General features: G+C 33.9%; 21 protein-coding genes and 2 pseudogenes. 16 read left to right on the top strand and 7 right to left on the bottom strand.

From position 1 onward, the window contains the following. The first annotated feature begins 134 nt into the window (after nt 1-134). The 10 genes from NSQ89_RS19790 to NSQ89_RS19750 all read left to right on the top strand — a co-directional run bounded on the left by NSQ89_RS19790 (nt 135) and on the right by NSQ89_RS19750 (nt 11,060). The gene (locus NSQ89_RS19790; RefSeq protein WP_341133105.1) at nt 135-1,691 is read left to right on the top strand and encodes a lipopolysaccharide biosynthesis protein; all 1,557 of its coding nucleotides are present in this window, start codon (nt 135-137) and stop codon (nt 1,689-1,691) included. An 82-nt stretch (nt 1,692-1,773) separates the two neighbouring features. Next, entirely contained in the window at nt 1,774-2,805 is a 1,032-nt protein-coding gene (locus NSQ89_RS19785; RefSeq protein WP_341133104.1) for a glycosyltransferase family 2 protein, read from the top strand. A gap of 437 nt (nt 2,806-3,242) precedes the next feature. After that, entirely contained in the window at nt 3,243-4,409 is a 1,167-nt protein-coding gene (locus tag NSQ89_RS19780) for a nucleotide sugar dehydrogenase (RefSeq protein WP_341133103.1), read from the top strand. Nucleotides 4,410-4,562: 153 nt separating this feature from the next. Continuing rightward, entirely contained in the window at nt 4,563-6,482 is a 1,920-nt protein-coding gene (locus NSQ89_RS19775; protein ID WP_341133102.1) for a heparinase II/III domain-containing protein, read from the top strand. A 568-nt stretch (nt 6,483-7,050) separates the two neighbouring features. Then, nucleotides 7,051-7,878: a helix-turn-helix domain-containing protein gene (locus NSQ89_RS19770; protein ID WP_341133101.1), complete on the top strand. Its 828-nt coding sequence runs from the start codon at nt 7,051-7,053 to the stop codon at nt 7,876-7,878. A gap of 59 nt (nt 7,879-7,937) precedes the next feature. After that, entirely contained in the window at nt 7,938-9,134 is a 1,197-nt protein-coding gene (locus NSQ89_RS19765; RefSeq protein ID WP_341133100.1) for a BglG family transcription antiterminator, read from the top strand. Nucleotides 9,135-9,149: 15 nt separating this feature from the next. After that, on the top strand, nt 9,150-9,440 hold the full coding sequence (locus NSQ89_RS19760) for a PTS sugar transporter subunit IIB (protein ID WP_341133099.1): 291 nt from the start codon (nt 9,150-9,152) through the stop codon (nt 9,438-9,440). A gap of 23 nt (nt 9,441-9,463) precedes the next feature. Further along, nucleotides 9,464-9,772 carry a PTS transporter subunit IIC gene (locus tag NSQ89_RS25410; RefSeq protein WP_445668966.1) on the top strand — a complete coding sequence of 103 codons (309 nt, stop codon included), beginning with the start codon at nt 9,464-9,466 and terminating at the stop codon, nt 9,770-9,772. 10 nt (nt 9,773-9,782) lie between these two features. Next, a complete protein-coding gene (locus tag NSQ89_RS25405; RefSeq protein WP_445668965.1) occupies nt 9,783-10,325 on the top strand; it encodes a PTS transporter subunit IIC in 543 nt (180 codons plus the stop codon). 24 nt (nt 10,326-10,349) lie between these two features. Then, nucleotides 10,350-11,060 (top strand): transaldolase, encoded by a 711-nt coding sequence (locus NSQ89_RS19750; RefSeq protein WP_341133178.1) that lies wholly within the window; start codon nt 10,350-10,352, stop codon nt 11,058-11,060. Between the two features lie 173 nt (nt 11,061-11,233). Here NSQ89_RS19750 and NSQ89_RS19745 read toward each other — a convergent pair. Both NSQ89_RS19745 and NSQ89_RS19740 read right to left on the bottom strand, forming a co-directional pair. Further along, nucleotides 11,234-11,533, bottom strand: a pseudogene (locus NSQ89_RS19745) (phosphoribosyltransferase family protein); the annotation flags it as partial. A gap of 171 nt (nt 11,534-11,704) precedes the next feature. Next, nucleotides 11,705-11,923 carry a hypothetical protein gene (locus NSQ89_RS19740; protein ID WP_336045354.1) on the bottom strand — a complete coding sequence of 73 codons (219 nt, stop codon included), beginning with the start codon at nt 11,921-11,923 and terminating at the stop codon, nt 11,705-11,707. Between the two features lie 202 nt (nt 11,924-12,125). On the opposite strand from NSQ89_RS19740, the gene NSQ89_RS19735 reads away from it, so the two are divergent. After that, on the top strand, nt 12,126-12,662 hold the full coding sequence (locus NSQ89_RS19735) for a DUF3841 domain-containing protein (RefSeq protein WP_341133098.1): 537 nt from the start codon (nt 12,126-12,128) through the stop codon (nt 12,660-12,662). 72 nt (nt 12,663-12,734) lie between these two features. Continuing rightward, nucleotides 12,735-13,238 (top strand): hypothetical protein, encoded by a 504-nt coding sequence (locus NSQ89_RS19730; RefSeq protein ID WP_341133097.1) that lies wholly within the window; start codon nt 12,735-12,737, stop codon nt 13,236-13,238. Nucleotides 13,239-13,726: 488 nt separating this feature from the next. Here the strand turns inward: NSQ89_RS19730 and NSQ89_RS19725 are convergent, their stop codons facing one another. Beyond that, on the bottom strand, nt 13,727-13,987 hold the full coding sequence (locus NSQ89_RS19725; protein ID WP_341133096.1) for a hypothetical protein: 261 nt from the start codon (nt 13,985-13,987) through the stop codon (nt 13,727-13,729). 968 nt (nt 13,988-14,955) lie between these two features. Here NSQ89_RS19725 and NSQ89_RS19720 point away from each other — a divergent pair. Beyond that, nucleotides 14,956-16,635 (top strand): LPXTG cell wall anchor domain-containing protein, encoded by a 1,680-nt coding sequence (locus tag NSQ89_RS19720; protein ID WP_341133095.1) that lies wholly within the window; start codon nt 14,956-14,958, stop codon nt 16,633-16,635. A 385-nt stretch (nt 16,636-17,020) separates the two neighbouring features. Here NSQ89_RS19720 and NSQ89_RS19715 read toward each other — a convergent pair whose 3' ends face one another. The 4 genes and pseudogenes from NSQ89_RS19715 to NSQ89_RS19700 all read right to left on the bottom strand — a co-directional run bounded on the left by NSQ89_RS19715 (nt 17,021) and on the right by NSQ89_RS19700 (nt 20,708). Next, nucleotides 17,021-17,371 (bottom strand): hypothetical protein, encoded by a 351-nt coding sequence (locus tag NSQ89_RS19715; protein ID WP_141232354.1) that lies wholly within the window; start codon nt 17,369-17,371, stop codon nt 17,021-17,023. Between the two features lie 406 nt (nt 17,372-17,777). Next, nucleotides 17,778-18,662: a hypothetical protein gene (locus NSQ89_RS19710; RefSeq protein ID WP_341133094.1), complete on the bottom strand. Its 885-nt coding sequence runs from the start codon at nt 18,660-18,662 to the stop codon at nt 17,778-17,780. A gap of 234 nt (nt 18,663-18,896) precedes the next feature. Beyond that, nucleotides 18,897-19,117 (bottom strand): annotated as a pseudogene (locus tag NSQ89_RS19705) (IS5/IS1182 family transposase); the annotation flags it as partial. A 172-nt stretch (nt 19,118-19,289) separates the two neighbouring features. Next, on the bottom strand, nt 19,290-20,708 hold the full coding sequence (locus tag NSQ89_RS19700; protein WP_047941944.1) for a PTS transporter subunit IIC: 1,419 nt from the start codon (nt 20,706-20,708) through the stop codon (nt 19,290-19,292). Between the two features lie 293 nt (nt 20,709-21,001). Here NSQ89_RS19700 and NSQ89_RS19695 point away from each other — a divergent pair, with 293 nt between their 5' ends. Genes NSQ89_RS19695 through rbsK form a run of 3 tightly spaced genes read left to right on the top strand, consistent with a single transcriptional unit; the run spans nt 21,002 to nt 23,608 of the window. Next, nucleotides 21,002-22,018, top strand: a complete 1,017-nt coding sequence (locus tag NSQ89_RS19695; protein ID WP_047941946.1) for a LacI family DNA-binding transcriptional regulator — start codon at nt 21,002-21,004, stop codon at nt 22,016-22,018. Beyond that, a complete protein-coding gene (rpe, locus tag NSQ89_RS19690) occupies nt 22,011-22,670 on the top strand; it encodes a ribulose-phosphate 3-epimerase (protein ID WP_341133093.1) in 660 nt (219 codons plus the stop codon). Before NSQ89_RS19695 ends, rpe begins: the two co-directional genes overlap by 8 nt. A gap of 23 nt (nt 22,671-22,693) precedes the next feature. Continuing rightward, nucleotides 22,694-23,608: a ribokinase gene (gene rbsK / locus NSQ89_RS19685; protein WP_341133092.1), complete on the top strand. Its 915-nt coding sequence runs from the start codon at nt 22,694-22,696 to the stop codon at nt 23,606-23,608. Nucleotides 23,609-23,908 lie beyond the last annotated feature (300 nt).

Below are 23,908 nucleotides of genomic sequence, written 5' to 3'. Positions count from 1 at the left end.
AGAATGATATCAATTGAATAGCTATTATTCTTTATAAATGTTAACCAATATGTATTAACCATTACAATTATGTTGATTGTATTGATACTCATTTTGTCAATTCACATGAAACGTAGTTGAGGGGGATTTTACAAGTGAAAATAGAACGCACAAAAAATGCAACACGTAATATCGTCTTTGGCGGTATTTTGAAGATATATCAAATCATTGTACCGTTTTTAATGCGTACAGCAATGATTTATTGGATGGGCATGGAGTATCTTGGTTTGAATAGCTTGTTCACGTCGATTCTTCAAGTGTTGAATTTAGTAGAGCTGGGAATAGGATCTGCCATGGTTTTTAGTATGTATAAACCCATTGCAGAGGATGATGAAAAAACCATCTGTGCATTGCTACGTTTATATCAAATATACTACCGTGTGATTGGTTGTATTATTGCGGTTGTAGGTTTGATAATTTTACCTTTTATACCGAACCTGATTAGTGGCCAGGTACCTGGTGGATTGAATGTTTATATTCTATATCTATTAAACCTAGGAGCAACTGTACTTTCCTATTGGTTATTTGCCTATAAAAACAGCTTATTAAATGCACATCAACGAAATGATGTGATAAGTAAAGTACAACTATTTACAAACACTTTTCAGTACGGCTTACAATTGTTAGTTTTGTTCATCTTACAAAATTACTATTGGTATTTAATCGTTGCACTTTTTACACAGGCGATGACCAATATTTTAACTGCAGTAGTTGCTACAAAAATGTATCCGAATTATCGTGCGAAGGGTAGCCTCGAAAAAACAGTGATTAGTCAGATTAACCAAAGGATAAGAGACTTGTTTACATCAAAAGTCGGTGCGGTAATTCTGAACTCTGTTGATACAATCGTGATCTCTGCTTTTTTAGGTCTTACCATGCTAGCTGTTTATCAAAATTACTATTATATTCTCTCTTCTTTGATTGCCTTGGTCACTATTGTATTTAATTCATGTACGGCAGGTATTGGTAATAGTTTGATTAAGGAAACAAAGGAGAAAAACGTAGAGGACCTGAAAAAATTCACATTGATTATTGTATGGATTTCCGGCTTCTGTACAGTTTGTTTATTATGTTTGTATCAGCCAATTATGAAACTTTGGGTTGGAGAAAGATATGAGCTTTCTTTTATTGCTGTAATTTACTTTTGTATTTATTACTTTATATATGAAATAAATCAACTCCTAAATTTATTTAAGGATGCTGGAGGAATCTGGCGTAAGGACAGATACCGTCCTTTAGTAACAGCTTTGGCAAATTTGATAATGAATTTGATTATGGTTCAATTCTGGGGAATATATGGAATTATCTTATCCACTGTATTAGCTACATTGTTGATAGGTATGCCTTGGCTACTACACAATATTTTTAGCGAGTTATTTGATAAAAGCGATATGTTGCCTTATTTAAGAAAACTTTTTCGATATGTCATAGTTACAATTTTGGCGTGTATTTTGACCTATATCCCTTCTAGTTTACTACAATTTTCAGATATTACGATGCTCATTACTCGCGGGATACTTTGTTGCATTATCCCCAATGTCGTTTTCTATCTGGCATATCATAAACAAGTGGAATTTCGTCAAAGCCTTCAGTTATTTGACAAAATGACAAAGGGTAAATTAGCTTTGGAAAAACGATTGTTACGTTATTGAAATAGCAATAGGTAGGGACTATATTATGGTTATACCAATTTTCAAAAAATACTGAGGCAAGAAGAAATAAGAAGGTGATACAATGAAAAAGGAAAAAGTATCTTTTATAATTCCAGCATATAACGCACAGAAATATATATTGGATTGTGTCACAAGGATTCTCCAAATTCCATATGAGGAGATTGAAGTGATTGTGGTGGATGATGGCTCTACAGATTTGACACTAGAAAAACTGAAGACAATTATAGATCATCGTCTGATGGTAGTCTCACAGAAAAATAGTGGGGTATCGACAGCGAGAAATACCGGCATTCGAAAGGCGACAGGTAACTATATTGCATTTGTGGATGCTGATGATTTAGTGCTCCCCGAACAGTACAGTAAAATCTTGAACAGTGTAGGCTTTGATAAAGAGATTTACATGTTTGCATATGCTATTATGAATCAAAATAGGGTGAGAAAGGTACCATTACCACTCGAACCAGGCAGCTATAATGAAGCTGATGCAGGGCTACTTTGTGAAAGGCTTTACGATGAGCCTTTCTCTAAAAACTATAAAGCAACATATTTTGGCGGGAAAGTATATCAATATTTATTTTCACGAGAATTTCTGCTTGACAATGAGCTTGCTTTTCCAACCGATTTGAGGTTTGCAGAAGACTGTATTTTCTGTTTTTCTTGTTTTAAAGTAGTTAAGAAGTTTGAAGTGTTGGCAGCAGAGTCCCCGTATCTCTATGTGGTATACGGTGAAAGTGCGAGTCACTCTTATAGGTCAGACTTTTGGAATGAACTGAAAAAATCGTACATGTCCGCCTGTAATCTTGCGGGTACTGAAGTCGGGCATAAGAATGAACTATATTTCCATTACGGTAATGAAGTAGTTCGTCGTATCGTAATGCATTTTGCCAATTGGAATCAGAAGAAGCAAGCTTTGGTAAAGATTCGTGAGGTCATGCAAGATCAGGAATTCCTAGAGGCAGTAAAAGGAGTTCAGTTTGATAGTTGGACGTTTAAAGAACGTATGTTTTTGAACTTGTATCGAAAACAGAAAGTGGAATTTGTCTACCTACTGATGAGGATAAATAATATATTAAAAGAGTATTTAAAGAGATGAGGAACGTCACGGATACCTAGGTGATTTGTTCACCTTCTAACAAGTGAACATGGAACATGCTCTATCAGAGTTGAAATTTACTGAAGTTCAAACTAGATTAAATTTGTAAAATTAGATGTCGGGTTCTCAAAAAGACAACAAACAATATTTGTTTCATAGATAAGGAGAAGGGAAAATGAACTTTCGTCATAGCTTCTTTTCTTACTTTTTATTGAAAGAAACAGGAATGATATTTTAATTACATGTATTACAACTGAAGGAAATCCGACAAAAGCTGTGGTAGAGAAGAATATGATTAAGTTAGAGTGTTAGTAACAGGATTGATAAGAGCAAGTTATTTGTGGAGAATATCAGGCATATTTCGAGAAGTGGTATAAGCTAAAAAATTTGTGTTTTTTATTTGAGTACTAGTTTTATCAAGGGAGAGGTATAATTAAATGAAAATAACAGTTGCAGGCACAGGTTATGTAGGTTTATCTAATGCAATTTTATTAGCTCAACATAACGAAGTTATAGCACTTGATATTATTCAAGAAAAGGTGAATTTGATCAATAATAAGAAGTCACCGATAATTGATAATGAAATTGAGGAATATTTAGCGACAAAGGATTTAAATTTGACAGCAACAACAGATAATTATGCTGCATTTAAAGACGCAGAATATGTAATTATATCTACTCCAACTAACTATGATCCGGAAAAAAACTATTTTAATACAAGAACGGTTGAAGCCGTAATTGCGAATGTATTATCCATTAATCCAGAAGCTATTATGGTTATCAAGTCAACTGTTCCTGTTGGATACACAGAGAAGATTAAAGAAAAGTTTGAAACGGATAATATTATCTTTTCACCAGAGTTTTTAAGAGAAGGTAAAGCACTATATGACAACTTGTATCCATCTCGAATTGTATTGGGAGAACAATCAGAAAGAGCAAAGGTGTTTGCTAATATGTTAGTCCAAGGTGCAATTAAAGAGAATATAGATGTTTTATTCACAAATTCTACTGAAGCAGAAGCTATTAAATTATTCGCTAATACATATTTAGCGATGAGAGTTGCATTCTTTAACGAACTCGATTCTTATGCTGAAGTAAGAGGTTTAGATTCAAAGCAAATTATTGATGGTGTAGGCCTAGATCCAAGAATCGGAACCCATTATAATAACCCTTCCTTTGGTTATGGCGGTTACTGTTTACCAAAAGATACAAAGCAGCTACTAGCTAACTATGCAGATGTTCCTAATAATATTATGACAGCAATTGTTGATGCTAATAGAACAAGAAAAGATCATATTGCAGAAATGATTATCAAAAAGAATCCAAAAGTTGTTGGTATTTATCGCTTAACAATGAAAATGGATTCAGACAACTTTAGACAATCAGCCATACAAGGTGTCATGAAACGTATTAAAGCAAAAGGTATTGAAGTGGTTGTTTATGAACCAGCATTGCAGGAAGAGACTTTCTATAATTCAAGAGTGATTAATGATTTCGATCAATTTAAAGAAATTTCTGATGTGATTGTTGCCAATAGATTATCTAGCGATTTAGCAGATGTTGAAGACAAGGTTTATACGAGGGATTTGTTTAGTAGAGATTAGAATTATATATTATAAAATACTCTTTACCAATATAGGTAGGAGTATTTTATTTTTTGAAAATAAAAGTAATTGTTTAGTCAACATTTTAAATGCGAGAATAATTATTTTAAGTTAATAAATATAGAAATAATATAACCGTATGGGAGGTTTGAGATGACAATAAAAAAGAAATTTACATATTGTATGTTAATTCTTATTGTTTTTTTTAGTAGTGCAACCATCCATATGGATAGCTTACAGCAGAATAATGTTGAATATAAAGGAAAAAATGATATTTCATCATTAAAGGAACCACCAGCACAAGTGATTATAAATGACTTAAAGAAAGTATCTCCTAATAAAAAGCATCCTAGATTATTGGCAACAAGCGAAGATTTTAAAAAAATAAAAGAATCTCTAAAATCTGATTCAAACTTAAAGCAATGGTATAAAGAGCTTACAATAAATGCTAATAATTTATTAGAAAAGCCTGTGGTGACATATGAAAAATCAGATGGTGTGAGATTACTGCCAATTAGTAGAACTGTCTTAGACAGAACCCTAACATTGTCTTTAATGTATAGGTTGAGTGGTAATAAGTTATATGCTGAAAGAGCTTGGAAAGAGTTGGAGCGAGTATCTGATCGAAATAGGTTCTATGATTGGAACCCTTCGCATTTCTTAGATACAGCTGAGATGGCTGCAGCAGTAGGGATTGGTTTTGATTGGCTTTATGATTATTTAAATCAGAACCAAAAGGACATTCTAAAACAGTCCATATTAAAAAATGCACTTAATCCAGCACTTATAGTGTATAATGATCAAAATAATCAAGCTCAAATACCTACTTTTTGGAGAGATGGAAGTAATAATTGGAATACAGTTTCTAATAGCGGTATATTAATTAGTGCCTTGGCAATTGCAGATGAATCACCATTTACAGAAAAAATTACTAGTGAAATTATTCAAAAGGCTCTTTCTTCATTAAAAACTTCTTTAATGTCGTATGGTGACGATGGAGGAACGGAAGAAGGACCTGGATATTGGAATTATGCAACAAAATATTTGGCATTGCTTTTCTCCTCTTTAGAAACTTCTTTAGGTACAGATTATGAGTTTTCCAAAGTAAAAGGAATAGCTAATACTGGATATTATGCAATCTATACCAAAGGAAATAATGGCGCATTTAATATAGGTGATTCTCAAGAAGATAACTTTATTAAATCACCACAATTATTTTGGTTTTCTAATAAATTTAATAAGCCGGAATTGGCAGATAGTGTGCTAAAAACATATAGTCCTCTAAATATGATTTGGTACAGACCAAAAGAAGAAAAAAATTATTCCCTTCCATTAGACAAAATGTTCAACGGTAGTGCTGGGATTGTAACTATGAGAAGTTCATGGAATCCAGAGTCATCTTTTGTAGGGATACATGCTGGTGATAACCAAGCTAGTCATGGCGATTTAGATATAGGGACATTTGTAATTGATGCATTAGGTGAGAGGTGGGCTATTGATCTTGGTATGGATAATTATAATCTGCCAGGCTACTTTGATAAGAAAAGTAATCGCTGGAATTATTATAGGAAAAGAGCGGAGGGCCAAAATACACTAGTGATAAATCCAGATGAAGATCCAGATCAAAATATTTTTGCGAAGGGAAAAATAATAAACTTTACTTCAAATAAAAATGAGGCTAGTACCCTTATTGATATGACAGATGCGTATAAAAATGCAAAATCTATACAAAGAAGAGCATCTTTGATTAATGATAGAAATGACATACTTATAGAGGATAATATTACATTAAGTACTCCATCAGAAATTTATTGGTTTATGCATACTCGAGCAAATATTGGTCTAAGTGTAGATCGAAAAACAGCTATATTGGTAATGGGTGAAAAATTCATTACAGTAACAATAAAGAACCCTTCTAATGCTAAATTCTCAGTAATGGATGCTAAACCATTATCTAGTTCGCTTGGTGAAAACCAAAAACAAAATAATAATATTAAGAAATTAGCTATTCATTTAGAAAATGTTAAGGAAACGCAGATTTCAATAGAGTTCGAGACCCAGTTTACTAAATAGCAGGCTGATAATCTGTAAACATAAAGAAATTCCTCTGCTACATTTATTGATGGACTCAGGTAGGAGGGAGCAGAGGATGGCATTCAAAACTAGAACAGGCACAAATCGCAGATCCAATTCTTAATCGAATCGTTCACAATTCTTATAAAACCCTGGTTGATGGCGAATTTTGATGAGGGAACGTTATGGTTTAACGCTATCTATATAATTCCCACAGAAGTTGAAAAGCGTATAACAAGGTATCTTATGCATAAAGATTCAGATAATACAAGCGGCCATTGGAACGAATATTGTTCTAATGGCTCTTTAATTACTTTGTATTTTTAATAACAATAGCTTTTCCCCCGCACTTCCTGGCTCAGATGTCTGCAAATAGTGGTTCAAACTCCTTTAAACTATTTGCAATACTCCCTCTTAATTAGAATTAGGTACCTTCCATATAAGTAAAAAACAATAGACCCCAAAATCAATCCAATCTTGTTCAAACAAATTACCCACAATTCGGACCAAATGAATACGCTTTCTTTCGTTGGAATATTTTATACTGTACGTAGAAGGAGGTATTAGGATGTTGGATCAGAGGGCGGCAGCTTTATTGAATGTACTAAAAAATTATGGTCCTCAAAGAATCAAGAGATTGGAAAAGGAGTTAGGGTGTACGCGGCGGCAAATTACGTATGATGTGAAGAAAATCAATGATTGGTTAATAGATCAGGGGATGCCTCCCATTCAAAATGATCGTTCAAAAGGGTTAATCTTTCCTACTCAATGGAAGGAACAGTCAGATGGAAAGATACCAGTCGTAAAAACACATACTTATATTGCTTCACCGATGGAAAGAAAAGGGTTAATTTTATTGAAAATATTTACGAATACAGAATATGTGTCTGTGAATCACCTCATCGCTCTTCTAAAGGTAAGCAAAAATACGGTTCTTGCTTCTATTAAAGAAGCATCTAAGCTCGCTGAACAATATCATGTAATTATTAAGTATACGAGAAGGCATGGTTATGAATTGGTTGGTGATGAGGGCAATATAAGGTTTCTTATGATGCTTTGCATTTCGGAATTTATTCATTATGAGGAAGGTTCTAAGCTATTAAAAGACTTATATAATCAAGAAAATGGCCAAGGGGCTTATGAATGTAGTCACAAAAGGATTGCTGCTATTATAGCAGAAGTGGAAAAGCAGCTTGGTATTAAATACGTTGAAGAAAAGGTCCAAGAAGTAATCGTCTTTCTGCTCTTTCTTCTATTGAGAATACAAAAAGGAGTCTGTATTTTCTATCCAGAAGATAGGAGAGAAATCATTGCGAACTTAAACGAGTATAAGGTTATTTCTGAAAAAGTTACTCAGCTTGGCATTTCAAGAAGACTGATGAACAGCTTTATGTGACAAGCGTTCTAATAGGATTGCAATGCAAGGATAGCCATCTAAACGAAGCTTCATTCATAATGGAAAGGCAACTATATGCGTTGACGCAAGTAATCATTCAAGAATTTGAGCTGCTAGCCTGTGTGTCGATTTCCAATCAGAAGGAGTTAGCTCATTCCCTTTATTATCATATTAGACCGGCTTACTATCGAATGTTATTTCATATTCCCATTGTCAATCCATTATTAAAGCAAATAAAGGAAGAATTCCCGGATTTGTTTGTGTTAGTAAAAAAGGCGCTCAAGCCCTTAGAGGAATTTGTAAAGCGTCCTATTTCGGAGGAGGAGGCTGGCTATATTACCTTGCATTTTGGTTCCTATGTGGATCCGGCAAATATTCATGTGAATCTGCGCAAAAAAGCAGTCATTGTCTGCCTGAATGGAATGGGGACATCTAATATGCTTAAATACCAGATAGAAAAGCTTTTGCCAGAGGTAGAAATACTAGCTATCTATTCTTTAAGTGACTATGACTACCAAAGGGAAGATGAATTTGACTTGTTATTTTCAACCGTTCCTTTTCAAACAACTAAACCAATTATTATGGTTAATCCTATTTTAACAGCGTTGGATAAAGCGCGTATTCTTCAAGAATTTGATTTTCATGTATTAAGGAAAAAGGATTTAAAAGGAGTCAGCGTTAATCAAATAATGGAAGTCATCAAGCTTTTTACGACCATCCATGATGAAAATGGGCTCTATGAAACACTTTGTGATTTAGTAATGGGGCATACTGCTGCTCAGTTTAGGGGGTACAAACCAGTGATAAGTGATCTGTTAAAACGAGAAATGATTCAAATAAAAGATAAGGTAGATAATTGGCAGGAGGCAATTCGCCTTGCTTCGTCACCATTGCTTGACATACAAGCGATAGAACCATGCTATATCGATGCTATGATTACCAATATTGAAAAGCTGGGGTCTTATGTTGTTCTCGCACCAAATGTAGCGATTCCACATGCGAGACCAGAAGATGGGGTGAAAAAATTAAACATGAGCCTACTTAAATTGAACGAACCTATCTCTTTTTCGCCTGATGATCCCAATAAAAATGTTCACTTGATTTTTGTATTGGCAGCTGTAGACAATTATTCTCACTTAAAAGCATTAAGTCAGCTTACGGAATTATTAGAGGAAGAGGAGAATATTGAGCAAATGATAGAGATGACGAAAGCAGAATCTTTTATCAAGCTTATTCAAAGCTATAGTGAAATATAAAGGAGATGTTTATCAATGATTACAATTGTAACCGCTTGCGGAAATGGAATTGGCAGCAGTTTAATGTTGAAAATGAAGATAGAAGAAATCTGTGCCGAATTAGGAATTCCAGCACAGGTTGAATCATCTGACTTTAATGGAGCCAAGGGAAGTAATTGTGATTTGATTGTGACGATCGATGAATTAGCAAAACAATTTGATCAGACGGCGCAAAGAGTTTGTGTGGTACGAAGCTATATAAATAAGAAGAAAATTAAAGCGGATGTTCAGGAAGTGTTGCAAGAGGTTGCTTCTAATAAAAAATAACATATGGTTGAGGGGGCTTTAAAATGGGCTTTTTAACAAATGTTTTAGAATTTCTTAAGGATATTCTCTCAGAGCCAGCACTTTTAATAGGGTTAATTGCATTCATTGGCCTAGTTGCATTGAGGAAACCATTTCATAAAGTTTTAACCGGTACACTTGGTCCTATTCTCGGCTATATTATGCTGAGTGCTGGTGCATCCTTTATTGTTGCCAATCTTGAGCCGTTGGGAGCAATGATAGAAAAAGGTTTTCACATCCAAGGGGTTGTTCCCAATAATGAAGCAGTAGTTGCTACCGCTCAAAAAATGCATTGGTGTAACGATCGTTTATAACGGGGTGCGGATGATTCTTGCAGACCTTATTCCATCCTTCCAAGGAATTGCTACAAGGATAATCCCAAATGCAGTTCCAGCAGTCGATTGTGCCGTCTTCTTCCCATATGCACAAACAGCGGTAATCATTGGCTTTATCTGTAGCTTTGCTGGAGGAATTATTGGAATGCTCATTCTTGGATTTGCTGGCGGTGTATTAATTATTCCAGGGCTCGTTCCTCATTTTTTCTGTGGAGCTACGGCTGGCGTCTATGGAAATGCAACAGGCGGAAGAAAAGGAGCAATGTTTGGTTCTTTTGTAAATGGGTTGGCACTAACCTTCTTACCTGCATTACTTCTCCCTGTATTAGGAGATTTAGGCTTTGCTAATTCTACGTTCGGTGATGTGGATTTTGCTCTAATTGGGATACTTCTTGGGCAAGCAGGAAACCTATTTACCACAGCTGGCATCTACGCGATTGTCTTTTTGCTAGTACTCATTTTAATTATTCCAAACTTTATTAAAACGAAAACCGTTACGATTAATCATGTCGATGAAGATACCAATATGTAGGAGTGAAGTAGAATGGATAAATTAATCGATCAATTAAACGTCAAAATCTATGCAGATGGAGCAGTATTAGCTGATATGTTAGCAGCATATAAAAGTGGAATCATCCGTGGATTTACGACAAATCCAAGTCTAATGAAAAAAGCCGGTATTCAAGACTATGAAGCATTTGCAGTCGAAGCACTTCACCATATACCAGATTTGCCAATATCATTTGAAGTATTTTCCGATGACTTTGCCATCATGGAGAAAGAAGCAGAAAAGATAAATAGCTGGGGAGAAAATGTCTATATTAAAATACCAATTACTAATTCGATGGGGCAATCATCTATTCCCTTAATCAAAAAACTATCCAGTAAAGGAATGCAATTAAACATTACAGCCATTTTAACACTAGACCAAGTCGAAGAAACGGTTCAAGCCTTCAAATCTGGAACAAAGAATATTGTTTCCGTATTTGCCGGCAGAATTGCAGATTCGGGAATCGATCCTATTCCCACTATGAAAGAAGCCGCCAAAATATGCAGCAAAAAAGAAGGAACAGAGCTATTATGGGCCAGTTCGAGAGAGCTATTAAACATCATGCAAGCAGACGCATGTGGCTGTTCCATCATCACCTGCTCTCCAGACATCCTTAACAAACTAGAAAACGTAGGAAGAGACCTAAAAACTATATCCCTAGACACAGTAAAAATGTTTAATAAAGATGTACAAGAATTAGGGTATTCCATTATTTAGCGGGACGGTTCTTCCTGCTTGCTTTTTTGAGGGAGTATTGTAGAGCTTCGGGTACTGTTTTTAAAGTGAATAAAATAATGAAGAGCCATTAGAACAATGTTTGTTCCAATGGCTGTTTTTACTACGCAATTTTTTTAATCCTTCACAAAAAACATTCTTTGTATCCCAACCTATTAAAACACAGGCAACTTCTCTAAATAAACGATATCATCTCTTTCGGCAGCATCTCCTTCAGCAAGAATGGCAGCTTTGTAAACAACGATTCCTCCTGCTTTGGTAACTAGTTCCTCGAGTACTCGTATCGATTCCCCGGTACTAATGACATCATCAATTATGGCAATGCGTTTTCCTTTAATCTTGGCGGCGTCTTTTCCATCTAAACAGAGTAATTGTTCTTTTTGTGTGGTAATGGATACGACTTGATTGATTAGCGGTTCGTCCATATAGGGTTTTACACTTTTTCGAGCCACGACATCACTGTAATGTCCTATTTTTGGAGTATATATCCTGAAACATGAACGACTACCGGGGTATTACTATCTCTTTCAGCGCCTGATGTCGTAACTCTACCAGAATTTCCAAACAGACCGTAAAATTTGTATCCTGGTTGTGCAGAAGATATACTGTCCACTTTAGTTAAGCCGTCACCAAATTTCACTGTAGTTACCTTTGCTGCTTTCATTATTAGTAGTACCCACTATTCCTAAGTTTGCTTTTTCTGTTGTGCGGTCAATATTTTCCTTATTCATAAAATCTAGAATAACCTTTTCTTCTGTAACTACTTTATAAGGTGATTCCTCAATATCAATTACCACTGGGGTGTTACCGCTTTCGAAATTATTTTTGTTATTTTTCCTCAGCATAAACTCCTGAGATGTTTAATAAGCCAACACCTAACGCCACTGCTACTGAAATAACTAAATTTAATTTTCATTCTCCTATTAATCTATTTTTAATACAATGGATGATGAGAAGAGTTCTGCTTTAATAGTAAATTGTTAAAATCATAGTTTTAACTTGTATCATGTTATAATCTTGTGTGAATACAACAAAGTTGGTGGGGAAATGATCGTAAATACAGTACAACACTTAGATGCGTATTATAAAATGAGAGAACAAGGCTATCTAGTTGGTGATGAAGGTAGAGTTTGGAAAGAATTTAAAGAACCTTATCGTTGGATGATGAAACAAATGGAGAATCGTATTGAAGGATATAATGGGGTTGATTATCCTATCTGGGTTTGGAAAAGAAGAGTGAATAGGAATGAAAGTTCATTGTTGCCTAAAGGAACAAAGGGAGTAATTTTAACTTTAGAAATACCAGATGAACAAATTTTATGGTCAGATTTTAATTTTTGGCATCATGTTTTGAATAATTGGAGTATTACCGATAGTGAAGAAGAGGACAACAGATTAGATGAAAGTGGCGAAGATTTCCGATATACATGGGAAAGAATATTTGATTTTAATTGGTATCGAAATGCTGATCCTGAATGGGTTGGAGAATTAAATGAAGAGTGGATACAAGGAGTGACACCTAAAATAACAATGGATATGGTTAAAAAGGTGACTAGATTTATTGCAAAGGGCAGTAAGAGATAATGTGAATAATAAAGGAAATTAGGGATTTTTATAGAATTTAGGTATATTAGTAAATTCTTTGGAGGTCTTTTTATGTTCACAAATGAAAATTACTTAAACGATGTTAAAGAAAATCTTAAATTACAATCCGATATATTAATTGAAAGTTTAATGAGGGTTAAGCCATATAATTTTTCAAGCGAAGTAAAATTATTAGACTTTTGTACATTTATCGAGCCTCTTAACTATGAATATAGTATCTTAATGTTGTCGATGGATAGTAATAACAATGAAGTGTTTAATGAAGAAAATGATGATGTCTTTGCCGGTAGTGAAACTTTAATTGAAGGAAAATACTATGAAGTAAACATTAAAAATTATGATGAATGGGAAGAATTCTATTTAGCAAATGCAGATTTTTTAGAGGAACAAATACAAAAGTTATTTGAAGAATGGTTTTTAGAGTGTTGGAATAAGATAGGTGGAAACGAAATTAAATTACCTTCATATTTTATATTTCACGACGAGTATAGATCATATGATTTGAAAGAAAATAAGTGGATTGATGATGATATTAAGTTTGATTCAGTAAATTAAATTCAAGACTTAAAAAGGACTATTAAGAAGCCCATTTATGAAAAGAGGGTATTCTCAATAGTCCTTTTTTAGTTAAGTCTCTATATTTTACAGTTAGTTTTAAGTGAGGATCTAAATAAATAAACTTATCATCTTCTCTAATCTTAAATTCTTTCTGAAGTCTATTGAACGCTCATCAATCAGATATGTTGAATCAGACTTCTTCGCTACGATTCCTTCCAACTCTTACTAATTAATTAAATCAAAATAATCTAAACCATTACTCTCTATCCATTATATAGTTTAGTAATACCATTAAACTTAGCAAGTGTAAGTCTTATAACTTCAAGTTTTAGTTCACTAAATAATCGATGTCTTTTAATTGCTCTGCTAAAAAAAAGCAGCTGTTACGACGGGGTTAACATTCTATTTTCTACTTATGGCACTTTCTTATCTGGGCTTTGTTTCAATTCCATTTTTTTATTTTCTATTCGCATTTGTTTAAAGTACTAGCCGAATAATAGGATATAAGCGATAAGCGCTAGCACGGAGAATTCTATTAATTTGATGTCCCATGTATCGACAGCTTTACCAAATAGAATAGCAAGCATTTTTTCAATTGGATCAGAGTCCACGGAAGAGAACAGGGAATCTGCATCTAATTCATTAGGGAAATTCGCCATAGCTTTTGAGGTTTCCGTCACGAATTTAGCAATAAAAGTAGCTCCCCATAAGAATAAGGGAATTAAAATGGTTCCAATAATAGTCATGCGTACTACTCTTCCTTTTATCACGATTAAAAGGGCTGGTGCTAATACAGTAAGTAGAGTTCCTCCTAATGGAAGAACGGTATTGCCGGGAAGAAAGATAGCGACTAGTAGCAAGATTGGCGCTAAATATTGGTAACGGCCCCCAGTTCTGTGCGTGTCGCCAGAATTGGCCAGTCGATACCTATCAATAATTTACGACCTTTAAAACGCTTACTCATTTTCGATGTAATACCTTCTGATAAAGGTCCAATAGCTGGCCGAACCAGCTGCCAACTAATGCAAATAAGGACAACTGCACCAGTAAAGGCTTAGTCATGGTCACAGTGACAATCCGAAATTTGTCCGAAAAATGATAAAGAATTAGATTGTGTGACGGTAGGGAAAAAGTGGAAGGAAATAGTATTAAATTATTTTGAGCTTTTTTCTCAAGAAGAGATAACAATCCCCACAGATAGTACAGAAAATAAAAGAATGTGGAATTGAGTTTGGCAAATCTGAGAAAATAATTTCTTATCCTATACAAAATTACTTACAGTATATTAGTAAGAAACTTAAATAAGATAAATGGACAACCAACTATTAGAAAGGAATTTTTGCAAAATCAAGGTAATAATTATCTTATTATTCGGATTGTATGGTGGTTATATTGTATATATTTTTAATTCGTGTATTGCTAGTGAAAATAAGAGTTCTTTATTAAGAATTATTGGTGGAAATAGAGTGTGTTTTATGTGATTTAATTCGTATAAAATAATAAATTGTTCTAAATATTTTAATAAAATAACAGGTAATAAATACCGTTTTTTGGTATGATTAATAGGGATAAAGAATTACAGTTTGTAATGGTGTGTAGATCTAAAGTTTTGTTATTTGGATTTAGTTATATTAATAAGTAGGTATAAAAGGACTACGAAAGCTTACTATGAATTCCATTTACTGAACTGAAAACTAAAAATGAGGTGTATATTTTGTTTGAAAAGTGGAGTAAAATAAGTATTATTTTTTTCTTAATTATTGGTTTTAGTCTAGGGGGACCAATATCAAAATCCTTTGCAGAAGAAGGGGAAAACGAATCGAAATCGGTTGAAGATATTCAGGTTTCTCTTAGTAAAACGAACTTAAAACCAGGGGATGTAGTTACTGTAGTGATGAGTGGGGAAAATCTTAAAAGCACAGGACTGTATGACCAAAAAATTAACATAACATTTATTAGCAAATTATGGGATGAATTCAGTTTAGAGTATACGGGTAATCCATTTAATGCATATATCGAGGGTACACTTATATTTGATGAGAAGGAGAATGTTTATAAGGGGGAAATCATTGTTCCAGAAAAAGCAATTGATGGAGAATGGTATTTAAGTAGAGCAGCATATGGATATGGTGGTGATGTGTTAACTGTTTCTCATACATTTGAAGTAGAGAGTGGTTATACGGATGTTATTGCGCCTACTGTGAAGGATATTAGTTTCTATGCAGGTACATATACAAATCAGCCTTATCAGGATAGTCCGATTACTGTTCATCCAGGAGATCAACTTACTGTAGTAATTGATGCCTTTGATAATGATGGTGGTGTAGGAATTGGTGACGAACGTCCATTTGTGAGTTTAAATAATTTAAAAGATAGTGATGGGCGTTTCGAGATGATAATAGAAAGTATTGATTTAGAACAAATACCTGGAACAACGAAATATGCAGCAACATTAACTATTCCAGAAGAAACTCAAGATGGAATAATCGGATTGCGTTTATGGCAAGTTCAGGATAGTGCTGGTAACTTTATTTACACTGGTCCAGAGATTGGAGAACACAAAAAAGTATTTGTTAAGGAAAAGGAAAATATTAAGGAACCTATTTTAAATGTAAGCGGAAGTGTTGGAACAGTCGACACGAATAATGAAGAGTTTAATAAATATTTACAAAACAGTGATACAATCGATTTGCAATTCGGTGGAAACAAGGATCTTAATAAGCTGGTATTACCTTTAACTAAAGAGCAAATAGAGATCCTTAAAGAAAAGCAGGAAGATGTATCTATTACATTTGGTAATGAGGAAGTAAGCTTGAAATTACCTGTTTCTAATCTTTCATTAAAGGATACAGTCATTCAGATTGAGAAAGAGGATAAGCTTAATAATTCACTAACAAATATTTTTGATTTTCATATTTTACAAGATGGAGAAGAAGTTCATCAGTTTGCAGAAACAATGACATTAAAGTTCCAACTTTCTCAAGATGCAAGCAATCCTGTTGTATATTATATAGCTGATGATATGAATAGTTTAGAAGAATTGGAAAGTAATTATGAAAATAATGTAGTATTTGGCTATACGAATCATTTTAGTCGTTATACAGTAATGGAAAAAGAATCGAGTGATATCGTTCCAGATGTTCCGGTGGCTGAAGAGGCTCAAACAGAAGAACAGAATAGTGGCGAACCAGAACAAAATGTTACAAATGCCTCAAAGGAAACAAAACAATCACAGGTAATAACAAAGGAAGAAAAGGATTCTGTACAAAGTGGACCCAAACTTCCTGATACAGCAGGAACTGATGGAAATCTTCTATTGATTGGAGTAGTCTTACTTCTAATAGGATTTGGGTTATATACAATAAAAAAAAGGGAACATCGATTTAAGAAATAATATAAGTAGTGGTCACGGTTTAGCCTCAATATTTGTCGCTTATTGTTAGCCAATTAGATTGTGAAAATGATAACTGAAAGTAGCAACTGAATATTAGGAGGGTGGTTGTCATCGAAAATAACACCCCCCTTTTTTTCTAGTATATAGTATAGTGACGCCTAAATTATCTTGTTTCACAGAATATTAACAGATATTGTGGTGCGATTTCACCCAAGTAATATTTAGCCATTTGCTCGTAGAGAGTCTGTGAGAGTATCAGGTAACTGTTACTTTTAAGCTTTGACAGTAACTATTAAATCTACTAACTGTTTATTTAAGATATAAAAAGTTAATAAATTAGGCCTAAATGCTCTCTGAAATTAGTGCCACAATAATATTGCATCATCTAATCTACCAATCCTTGCTTAACACTGCCTCTTACTACTACTTTTAAATAGGGTTCTTTTTTTGAGTATTCAAAGAGACCAATGTAATCTATTCCATTATAATTCAAATATATTTCTTCTGCCTTGTCTTTTGTTGTTATTTTAGTACCTGATAAATGCCTTTCATGAGGAGTAGACATAAGCTCTTCTCTTCCATTAACAGTAACACCATTATCGATAAGAATATAAGAGACTAGCATGAAATAAGGAATATCTAAATCACTATCTACAAATTTTTTAATATCTAATTGTATTTCTTCTTTTTCTAAGAACGTTTTAACATATTCTACTTCATTAAATTTCTTCACCACTTCATAAACCTCCGTAGATTCGGCGAGATGGTCTATCGAAATAGGAGGAATAAAAAAATGAAGCAAAGTGTTAGTTAAAATCCCAAAAATTAATGAGAAAAGCACTATTTTTTTATCCTTTTTGACTAAGAATAGAAAGATTATTCCAAGTATTATTCCTATTGGTATAGTAATAGATTCTGTTTTAAACGAAACAAATGTAATAATGTATATGAATGTTAGCTTCAAAAAAAGAATAGAACTTTTTTTCTTCTGAAGAATAAAAACAGAAGTACATAGAAGGAAATAGATGGAGCTGGCTATAATTAAATACATAAATCCTCCTTTCCTTTTAAATACTTTATTAGTCTCAAGTTTAATCTCTGAAAAAATAAAACCTGTAAATTGTGTATAAGAAAATTATTTGTTAATTACCAATTTTAATATTAAAATCTAATACAAACTCTTGACATAACCAACCAGTAGGTACATTTACAGACGCCTTTCCAATACTTACGGCTCCAGTGAAAGGAATTAATGAATGAATATACTTAGCTTGAAATTTTCCAGTCTCATTTTTAAATTTAACGGGAACTTTTATATCTTGACTAAGTCCACCAGTCATAAAGTATGTATTAGGTAATAAGAACTTCCCACTTATACCATACAGATTTTGTGAGGTATCCATTTTAGCGCTGACATAATTATTGTTAAATACATGAAGGTAAGAATAAAACCCATCTAGAGAATTTGTAACCCCAATAAATCTATTATCCCAGGCAATAGCGACATTATCTGTCCACTGCAAATCAGCATAATCAGACCAAGTGAAATTTAAAAATGCACGATATGAATACTCAGTTGCATTACTTGAAGACTTATCTACAAATGCAGAAACTGATAATTTATCATCATTATAATAATCTCCGTTATCATAAGAATTAATACTAGCTAATGAAGTCTTTGTATTGCTAATAGGTATGTTATTTTCTTTATTATATTTAGCGATATCTTTTTCAATCAGTTCGTTTATTTGATTTCGATTTTCATTTGTTACTTCATATTTTTTTCCATTTAAACTATTATAATATTCCTTTTTTGTAATAGTATAATCTGCTTTTTCTCCTGTCGAAGTAGCAAGTTTTTCTTTAGTTTCCTCATTCATTGACAGTATCTCTTCTTTTGAGAATCCCTTTTCAACTAATAAACTATCAAAATTTGTATCTGCTGAGGCTTCCAATGAGAATCCTAAAAAAACTATTGATAGAAAAAAAACAATCAAAATTCCTTTATGCCGTTCTATCATCGTCATTATCCCTCCTTAAATTTACTTCACAGTTTATCATTGCGTCTAACCTTTTAAAAATTGCAAATCTCTTGAAATATAGTCCTCTATTTAAATAAGAGACTATATTCTTACAAATTCTGCATTAAATACTAAATTACTCTAGTATATCTAACTTGATAAAATAGAATCTCTATTATATTGAAATCAGATTTCAACAATCTTGGGCAAAGTAATAACAAAAGTGAATATATTGAATATTACTAGGTCCTCAATTTTATGTCCCATAAGACAGATTGAGAGTAAGGTGCATAGAATAATTTTAAGCTTCATGCGTGGAGATAGGCAGGACAACCTTCATTTTGAAGAAATGGTTCAAACGTTTCTTGAGGGAAAATTTCCACTAAATGATGGACATAAAAGGCAATATCATTATTTTGTAACTTTACTTCTAGTTTTAAAGGTAAAGCGAGTTGATTCATGATATATAAGGACACTTCTTTCTGATTAGATTTTGTGTGGTAACTTAATTTTTCAGAAGTTGCCCTTATTTTTATTGTAAAAATAATCAAAACCGGTGAAATTTTACTTGTCGTAAAATTTCCGCCGGTTTTTTCATGTTAAAGGTGGATTTAATCCCAGCCTACTTTCTAGTTATGACACTTTCTTATCTGTATTTTGTTTCAATTCCATTTTCTTATTTTCCTTTCTCATTTGTTTAAAGTACCAGCCGAATAACAGGATATAAGCGGCAAGAGCTAGCACGGAGAATCCTATTAATTTGATATCCCAAGTATCGACAGCTTTTCCAAATAGAATAGCGAGCATTTTTTCAATTGGATCAGAGTCCACGGAAGAGAACAGGGCGTCAGCAGCCAGTCCATTAGGAAAATTCCCCATAGCTTTGGAGGTTTCCGTCACGAATTTAGCAATAAAAGTTGCTCCCCATAAGAATAAAGGAATTAAAATGGTTCCAATAATGGTCATGCGTACTACTCTTCCCTTTGTTACGATTAGAAGAGCTGGGGCTAATACAGTAAGCAGAATTCCTCCTAATGGAAGGACTGTATTGCCGGGAAGAAAGATAGCGACTAGCAGCAAGATTGGTGCTAAAATATTCGCTACTGCCCATAGTTCTGCGCGTGTCGCTAAGATTGGCCAGTCGATTCCTATCAATAATTTCCGGCCTTTAAAACGCTTACTCATTTTCGATGTAATACCTTCGGATAAAGGACCAATTGCTGGGCCGAACCAGCTGCCAACTAATGCAAATAGTTCAAGGGCAACAGCACCAGTAAAGGCTAAGGTGAAAATTTCTGCGACTGACAATTGTCCAAGAATACCGATGAATATCCCTAAGTAGGCACCAATTGCGAAATTACTGCCCCAGAAACCAATTTTTTTATTTAATGCTTCTGCATTAAAGTCAAATTTATCAATAAATGGTAAGCATATATCAATAAACTTGTTTAACACCATAACAAGTGGTGCGATTAATAAGGATGGATGAGCAGTTGTTGTAATGTTGTTTTGGTCATAGCCTAAAAGCTCATTGATTGTAGGCTTCATTACATCTGCATTGATAAGCATTAATGCGTAAATAAAAGCTACGAATAATGTTGTTAAAATTAGATTATCATTAGAATAATACATAGTAAGAAGACCAATGACAGAGAGATTCCAAATATTAAATAAATCTACGTTTAAGGTTGTTGTTTTCTTAGCGATCAACATGAATACGTTTACTAAAAGGCATATAAAAGCGAAGTAGAGTGTGTAAACAGATCCCCATGTGATAACAGCGAGTGGAGCCCATCCTAAATCCGTAACAGATAAGGCAACTCCCGTAGATTCTACAAAACTATTTAGTGCTGGTGAAAAAGCAGTAGTAAGCAAAGAAATAATTGCTCCCATACCCGTTAAGGCAATGGCCATTCTTAGGCCGCCTTCAATTGCTTTCGAGATAGAAACGCCAACGATTAAGGAAAGAATCGTAATGATGATAAACATCATGGCAGATCCTCCTAAATTAATAAAGCCATTAAAAGCATCATTTAATTTCTCAAAAAACATTTGGCTTACCTTCCTTTTATGAAATTTACGTAATCGGTTCCGTAAACGGTTACTCAAAATATAACAGAATTTTTTTAAAGGTACAACTATTAATTTAAATTAGTTTATTAAAGGAAAAGCATTTTTAAAAGAATAAGAGAGAAAGGAAAGTAACCGGTTTCGTTGATAGGAGAGCCTTTTCGCTGGATTGATAAAAAGCGGTAAGTTTTTAAAATATATAATTTCAGTTGACATTATTTTTTGGGAATGATTAAATGAAAATAAGTAATCGGTTACGTAAATGAGGGATTAAGATGATAACAATCAAAGATGTTGCGAAAGAAGCAGGTGTTTCTGTTGCTACTGTATCAAGAGTTCTTAATAATAAAGGTGGCGCGAAGCCTGAAACAATTACGCATGTAGAAAATGTCATAAAGAAATTGAATTATAAACCAAATAAAATAGCCAAAAGTCTTTCGGAAGGAAGCTCCAATTTAATTGCGCTTCTTGTCCCAACATTGAATAATCCCTTTTTTCCTGAGTTGGTTAGGGAAATTGAAAAGGTTGCAAATGAAAACGGTTATAATGTGTATTTATGCAATAGTGATGATGATCGCATGAAAGTGGAATATTACCTAGAATCTATGATTGACCACTATGTTAGTGGCGCCATTATTAATTCGCTTCATGTAGATGCAAGTGACTTAGCAGAATTAGAAAAACGCGGAATTAGAACAATTACAATTGACCGCGCAAATTTTGAACATCCATACTCTGCCATAACTGTTGATCACACTTTAGGTGCACAGCTGGCAGTTACTCATCTTATTCGAGATGAAAAATGTAATAATATTGTGTTTATTTCCGGACCTAAAAATGAGAAAAGTGCGATTGATCGTTTAACTGGATTCACGCTTGCTTTAAACGAGGCGGGACATCCTGTCAAAACGCATATATGTTATGGTGATTTTGGAACTGCAAGTGGGTATGAAAATACAAAGGCTCTCATTCAAAATGGCCATTCATTCGATAGCATTTTCTGTGCAAACGATGCAATGGCTATTGGCGCTATGCGTGCATGCCATGAGTTTGGCATTAAAGTACCAAGTGAAGTGAAGATTGTAGGCTACGATAATATTAGTCTTGCTTCCTATATGTATCCAACTCTTTCATCTGTAGATCAGTGCAAAGAAGATATTGGCAGATTAGCGGTCAATGAATTAATCCAATTAATAAAAAATCCGAAGAATAAGCAGAAACAATATGAATTGGAGCCAAAGTTAGTCATAAGAAATTCGTCAACAATTAATGGAGGAAGTATTAATGAATAAAATCGGACCATCTCTGATGTGTGCAGACTTAGGGAATTTAGAACAAAATATTAAAGAATTAGATAAAGCGGGTGTTGATTTTTATCATATTGACATTATGGATGGAAAATTTGTACCTAATTTCACATTAGGACCAGACTTTGTGAAAACGGTTCGCAGACTTACAACAACCCCATTAGATATTCATTTAATGGTAGAAGAGCCAGAAAGGCATATCGACTTATTTGCAGAGTGTGGAGCAGACATGATTTCTGTCCATCAAGAATCAACCAATGCTCTACATAGTGTATTGATGAAAATTAAAGAAAAAGGAATAAAAGCAGGAGTAGCGATAAATCCGGGAACTTCGCTTGAATTTCTTGATCAAGTATATGACTTAATCGATTATGTTGTAGTGATGACTGTAAACCCAGGATTTGCCGGCCAAAAGTTTATTCCTTCTATGTATGAAAAGATCGCGAAACTAAATGAAAAGATAAAGAAATATGATCGTGAAATCGAGATCCAAGTAGACGGCAATATTGGAGAAAATACCATTCCAACATGCCAAGAAAATGGTGCGTCTATGTATGTATTAGGGACAAGTGCTGTATTTAATAGTAATCATTCATTGAAAGAAAATGTTCGATTAACAAGAGAAATATTTAACTAAAACACCAACTGGAGGAAGCTAAAATGAATTATGATATCGTAGTTGTCGGCAGTATTAATATGGATATAATTGTAGAAGCACCGAAGTATCCAGCATATGGGGATACGATGTTTTGTGATTCTATTAAGATGCTGCCAGGGGGGAAGGGAGCAAACCAAGCTGTCTCTGTAGCGAAATTGGGCAAAAAAACTTGTCTAGTTGGATCCGTTGGAAAAGATAGTGCAGGAAATCAATTGATTGAGAATCTACAAGCAAAAAATGTGGATACTAGTTATATTGTGCAAAGTGAAGAATCAGGCACTGGTACCTTTGTTGCGATTGTTGACAGTTCAGGTGAAAACACAATGGTAGGAACAAAGGGAGCAAATGATTCTCTATCAAAGGAAGATATTGAGAAGATATTCGCGAAAATAGATGCGAAAATTCTACTAGTTCAATTGGAAACTAGCAAGGAATCTATTATCGCTGCGATGCAGGCTGCTAAAGAACGTGGAATGTATGTAATCTTAGATCCAGCACCTGCTGATGGAATTTTTGAGGAAGCCTTTCAATATGCTGATTTAGTAACACCAAATAAACAGGAAACAAAACGTATTACTGGAATTGATGTCGTAAATGAAGAAACGGCACTAGAAGCAGCGAAAAAACTAAATGAAAAAGGCATTCCTGATGTCATTGTCAAAATGGGAGAACAGGGAAGCTTGGTTTACCAAAATGGAGAAGCAACAGTGGTAGACGCCATTAAAGTGAAGGCAGTGGATACAGTAGGAGCAGGTGATTGCTTTGCAGGTGCTCTTGCAAGTGCCTATTTAGATACGAATAATTTAGTAAAAGCCGCTAATTTCGCAAGCGTAGCAGCAGGAATAAAAGTATCGCGGAGTGGTGGCCAAGAAGCAATCCCGACATTGAGTGAAGTGGAAGGATACTTAGTGAAGTAAATATAAGATACTATAAAAATAAAAAAATCCTCATCCGTGGTGGATGAGGATTTCTTTAATCTGGTGACAGGCACCATAAAAAGACAAACGGTCTATTTTATCCATCGTAGATAGACAGTTAAGTTAACAAAAGTAATTATTATCCATTCTAGAAGAAGAATTTTTTTTGCGGTATTACAGTTTAATGCAATCGTTTGCGTAATTTTTACAATTAATTACTAAAATCATGAATATTTTTCTTGTAAAATGGTAGATATATTACTATAATCAAAGATAAGTTTTAATGCAAACGTTTTAATT

It is taken from the genome of Niallia sp. FSL R7-0648 (assembly GCF_038007005.1).
Taxonomy (GTDB): domain Bacteria; phylum Bacillota; class Bacilli; order Bacillales; family Cytobacillaceae; genus Niallia; species Niallia circulans.
This window is presented reverse-complemented; position numbering and strand designations above follow the sequence as displayed.

What these genes read in the sequence shown, in the direction of transcription:
- NSQ89_RS19785 (WP_341133104.1), top strand. Translation starts at nt 1,774, where the DNA reads ATGAAAAAGGAAAAAGTATCTTTTATAATTCCAGCATATAACGCACAG.
- NSQ89_RS19780 (WP_341133103.1), top strand. Translation starts at nt 3,243, where the DNA reads ATGAAAATAACAGTTGCAGGCACAGGTTATGTAGGTTTATCTAATGCA.
- NSQ89_RS19775 (WP_341133102.1), top strand. Translation starts at nt 4,563, where the DNA reads ATGACAATAAAAAAGAAATTTACATATTGTATGTTAATTCTTATTGTT.
- NSQ89_RS19770 (WP_341133101.1), top strand. Translation starts at nt 7,051, where the DNA reads ATGTTGGATCAGAGGGCGGCAGCTTTATTGAATGTACTAAAAAATTAT.
- NSQ89_RS19765 (WP_341133100.1), top strand. Translation starts at nt 7,938, where the DNA reads ATGGAAAGGCAACTATATGCGTTGACGCAAGTAATCATTCAAGAATTT.
- NSQ89_RS19760 (WP_341133099.1), top strand. Translation starts at nt 9,150, where the DNA reads ATGATTACAATTGTAACCGCTTGCGGAAATGGAATTGGCAGCAGTTTA.
- NSQ89_RS25410 (WP_445668966.1), top strand. Translation starts at nt 9,464, where the DNA reads ATGGGCTTTTTAACAAATGTTTTAGAATTTCTTAAGGATATTCTCTCA.
- NSQ89_RS25405 (WP_445668965.1), top strand. Translation starts at nt 9,783, where the DNA reads ATGATTCTTGCAGACCTTATTCCATCCTTCCAAGGAATTGCTACAAGG.
- NSQ89_RS19740 (WP_336045354.1), bottom strand. Translation starts at nt 11,923, where the DNA reads ATGCTGAGGAAAAATAACAAAAATAATTTCGAAAGCGGTAACACCCCA.
- NSQ89_RS19735 (WP_341133098.1), top strand. Translation starts at nt 12,126, where the DNA reads ATGATCGTAAATACAGTACAACACTTAGATGCGTATTATAAAATGAGA.
- NSQ89_RS19730 (WP_341133097.1), top strand. Translation starts at nt 12,735, where the DNA reads ATGTTCACAAATGAAAATTACTTAAACGATGTTAAAGAAAATCTTAAA.
- NSQ89_RS19725 (WP_341133096.1), bottom strand. Translation starts at nt 13,987, where the DNA reads ATGACTATTATTGGAACCATTTTAATTCCCTTATTCTTATGGGGAGCT.
- NSQ89_RS19710 (WP_341133094.1), bottom strand. Translation starts at nt 18,662, where the DNA reads ATGACGATGATAGAACGGCATAAAGGAATTTTGATTGTTTTTTTTCTA.
- NSQ89_RS19700 (WP_047941944.1), bottom strand. Translation starts at nt 20,708, where the DNA reads ATGTTTTTTGAGAAATTAAATGATGCTTTTAATGGCTTTATTAATTTA.
- NSQ89_RS19695 (WP_047941946.1), top strand. Translation starts at nt 21,002, where the DNA reads ATGATAACAATCAAAGATGTTGCGAAAGAAGCAGGTGTTTCTGTTGCT.
- rpe (WP_341133093.1), top strand. Translation starts at nt 22,011, where the DNA reads ATGAATAAAATCGGACCATCTCTGATGTGTGCAGACTTAGGGAATTTA.
- rbsK (WP_341133092.1), top strand. Translation starts at nt 22,694, where the DNA reads ATGAATTATGATATCGTAGTTGTCGGCAGTATTAATATGGATATAATT.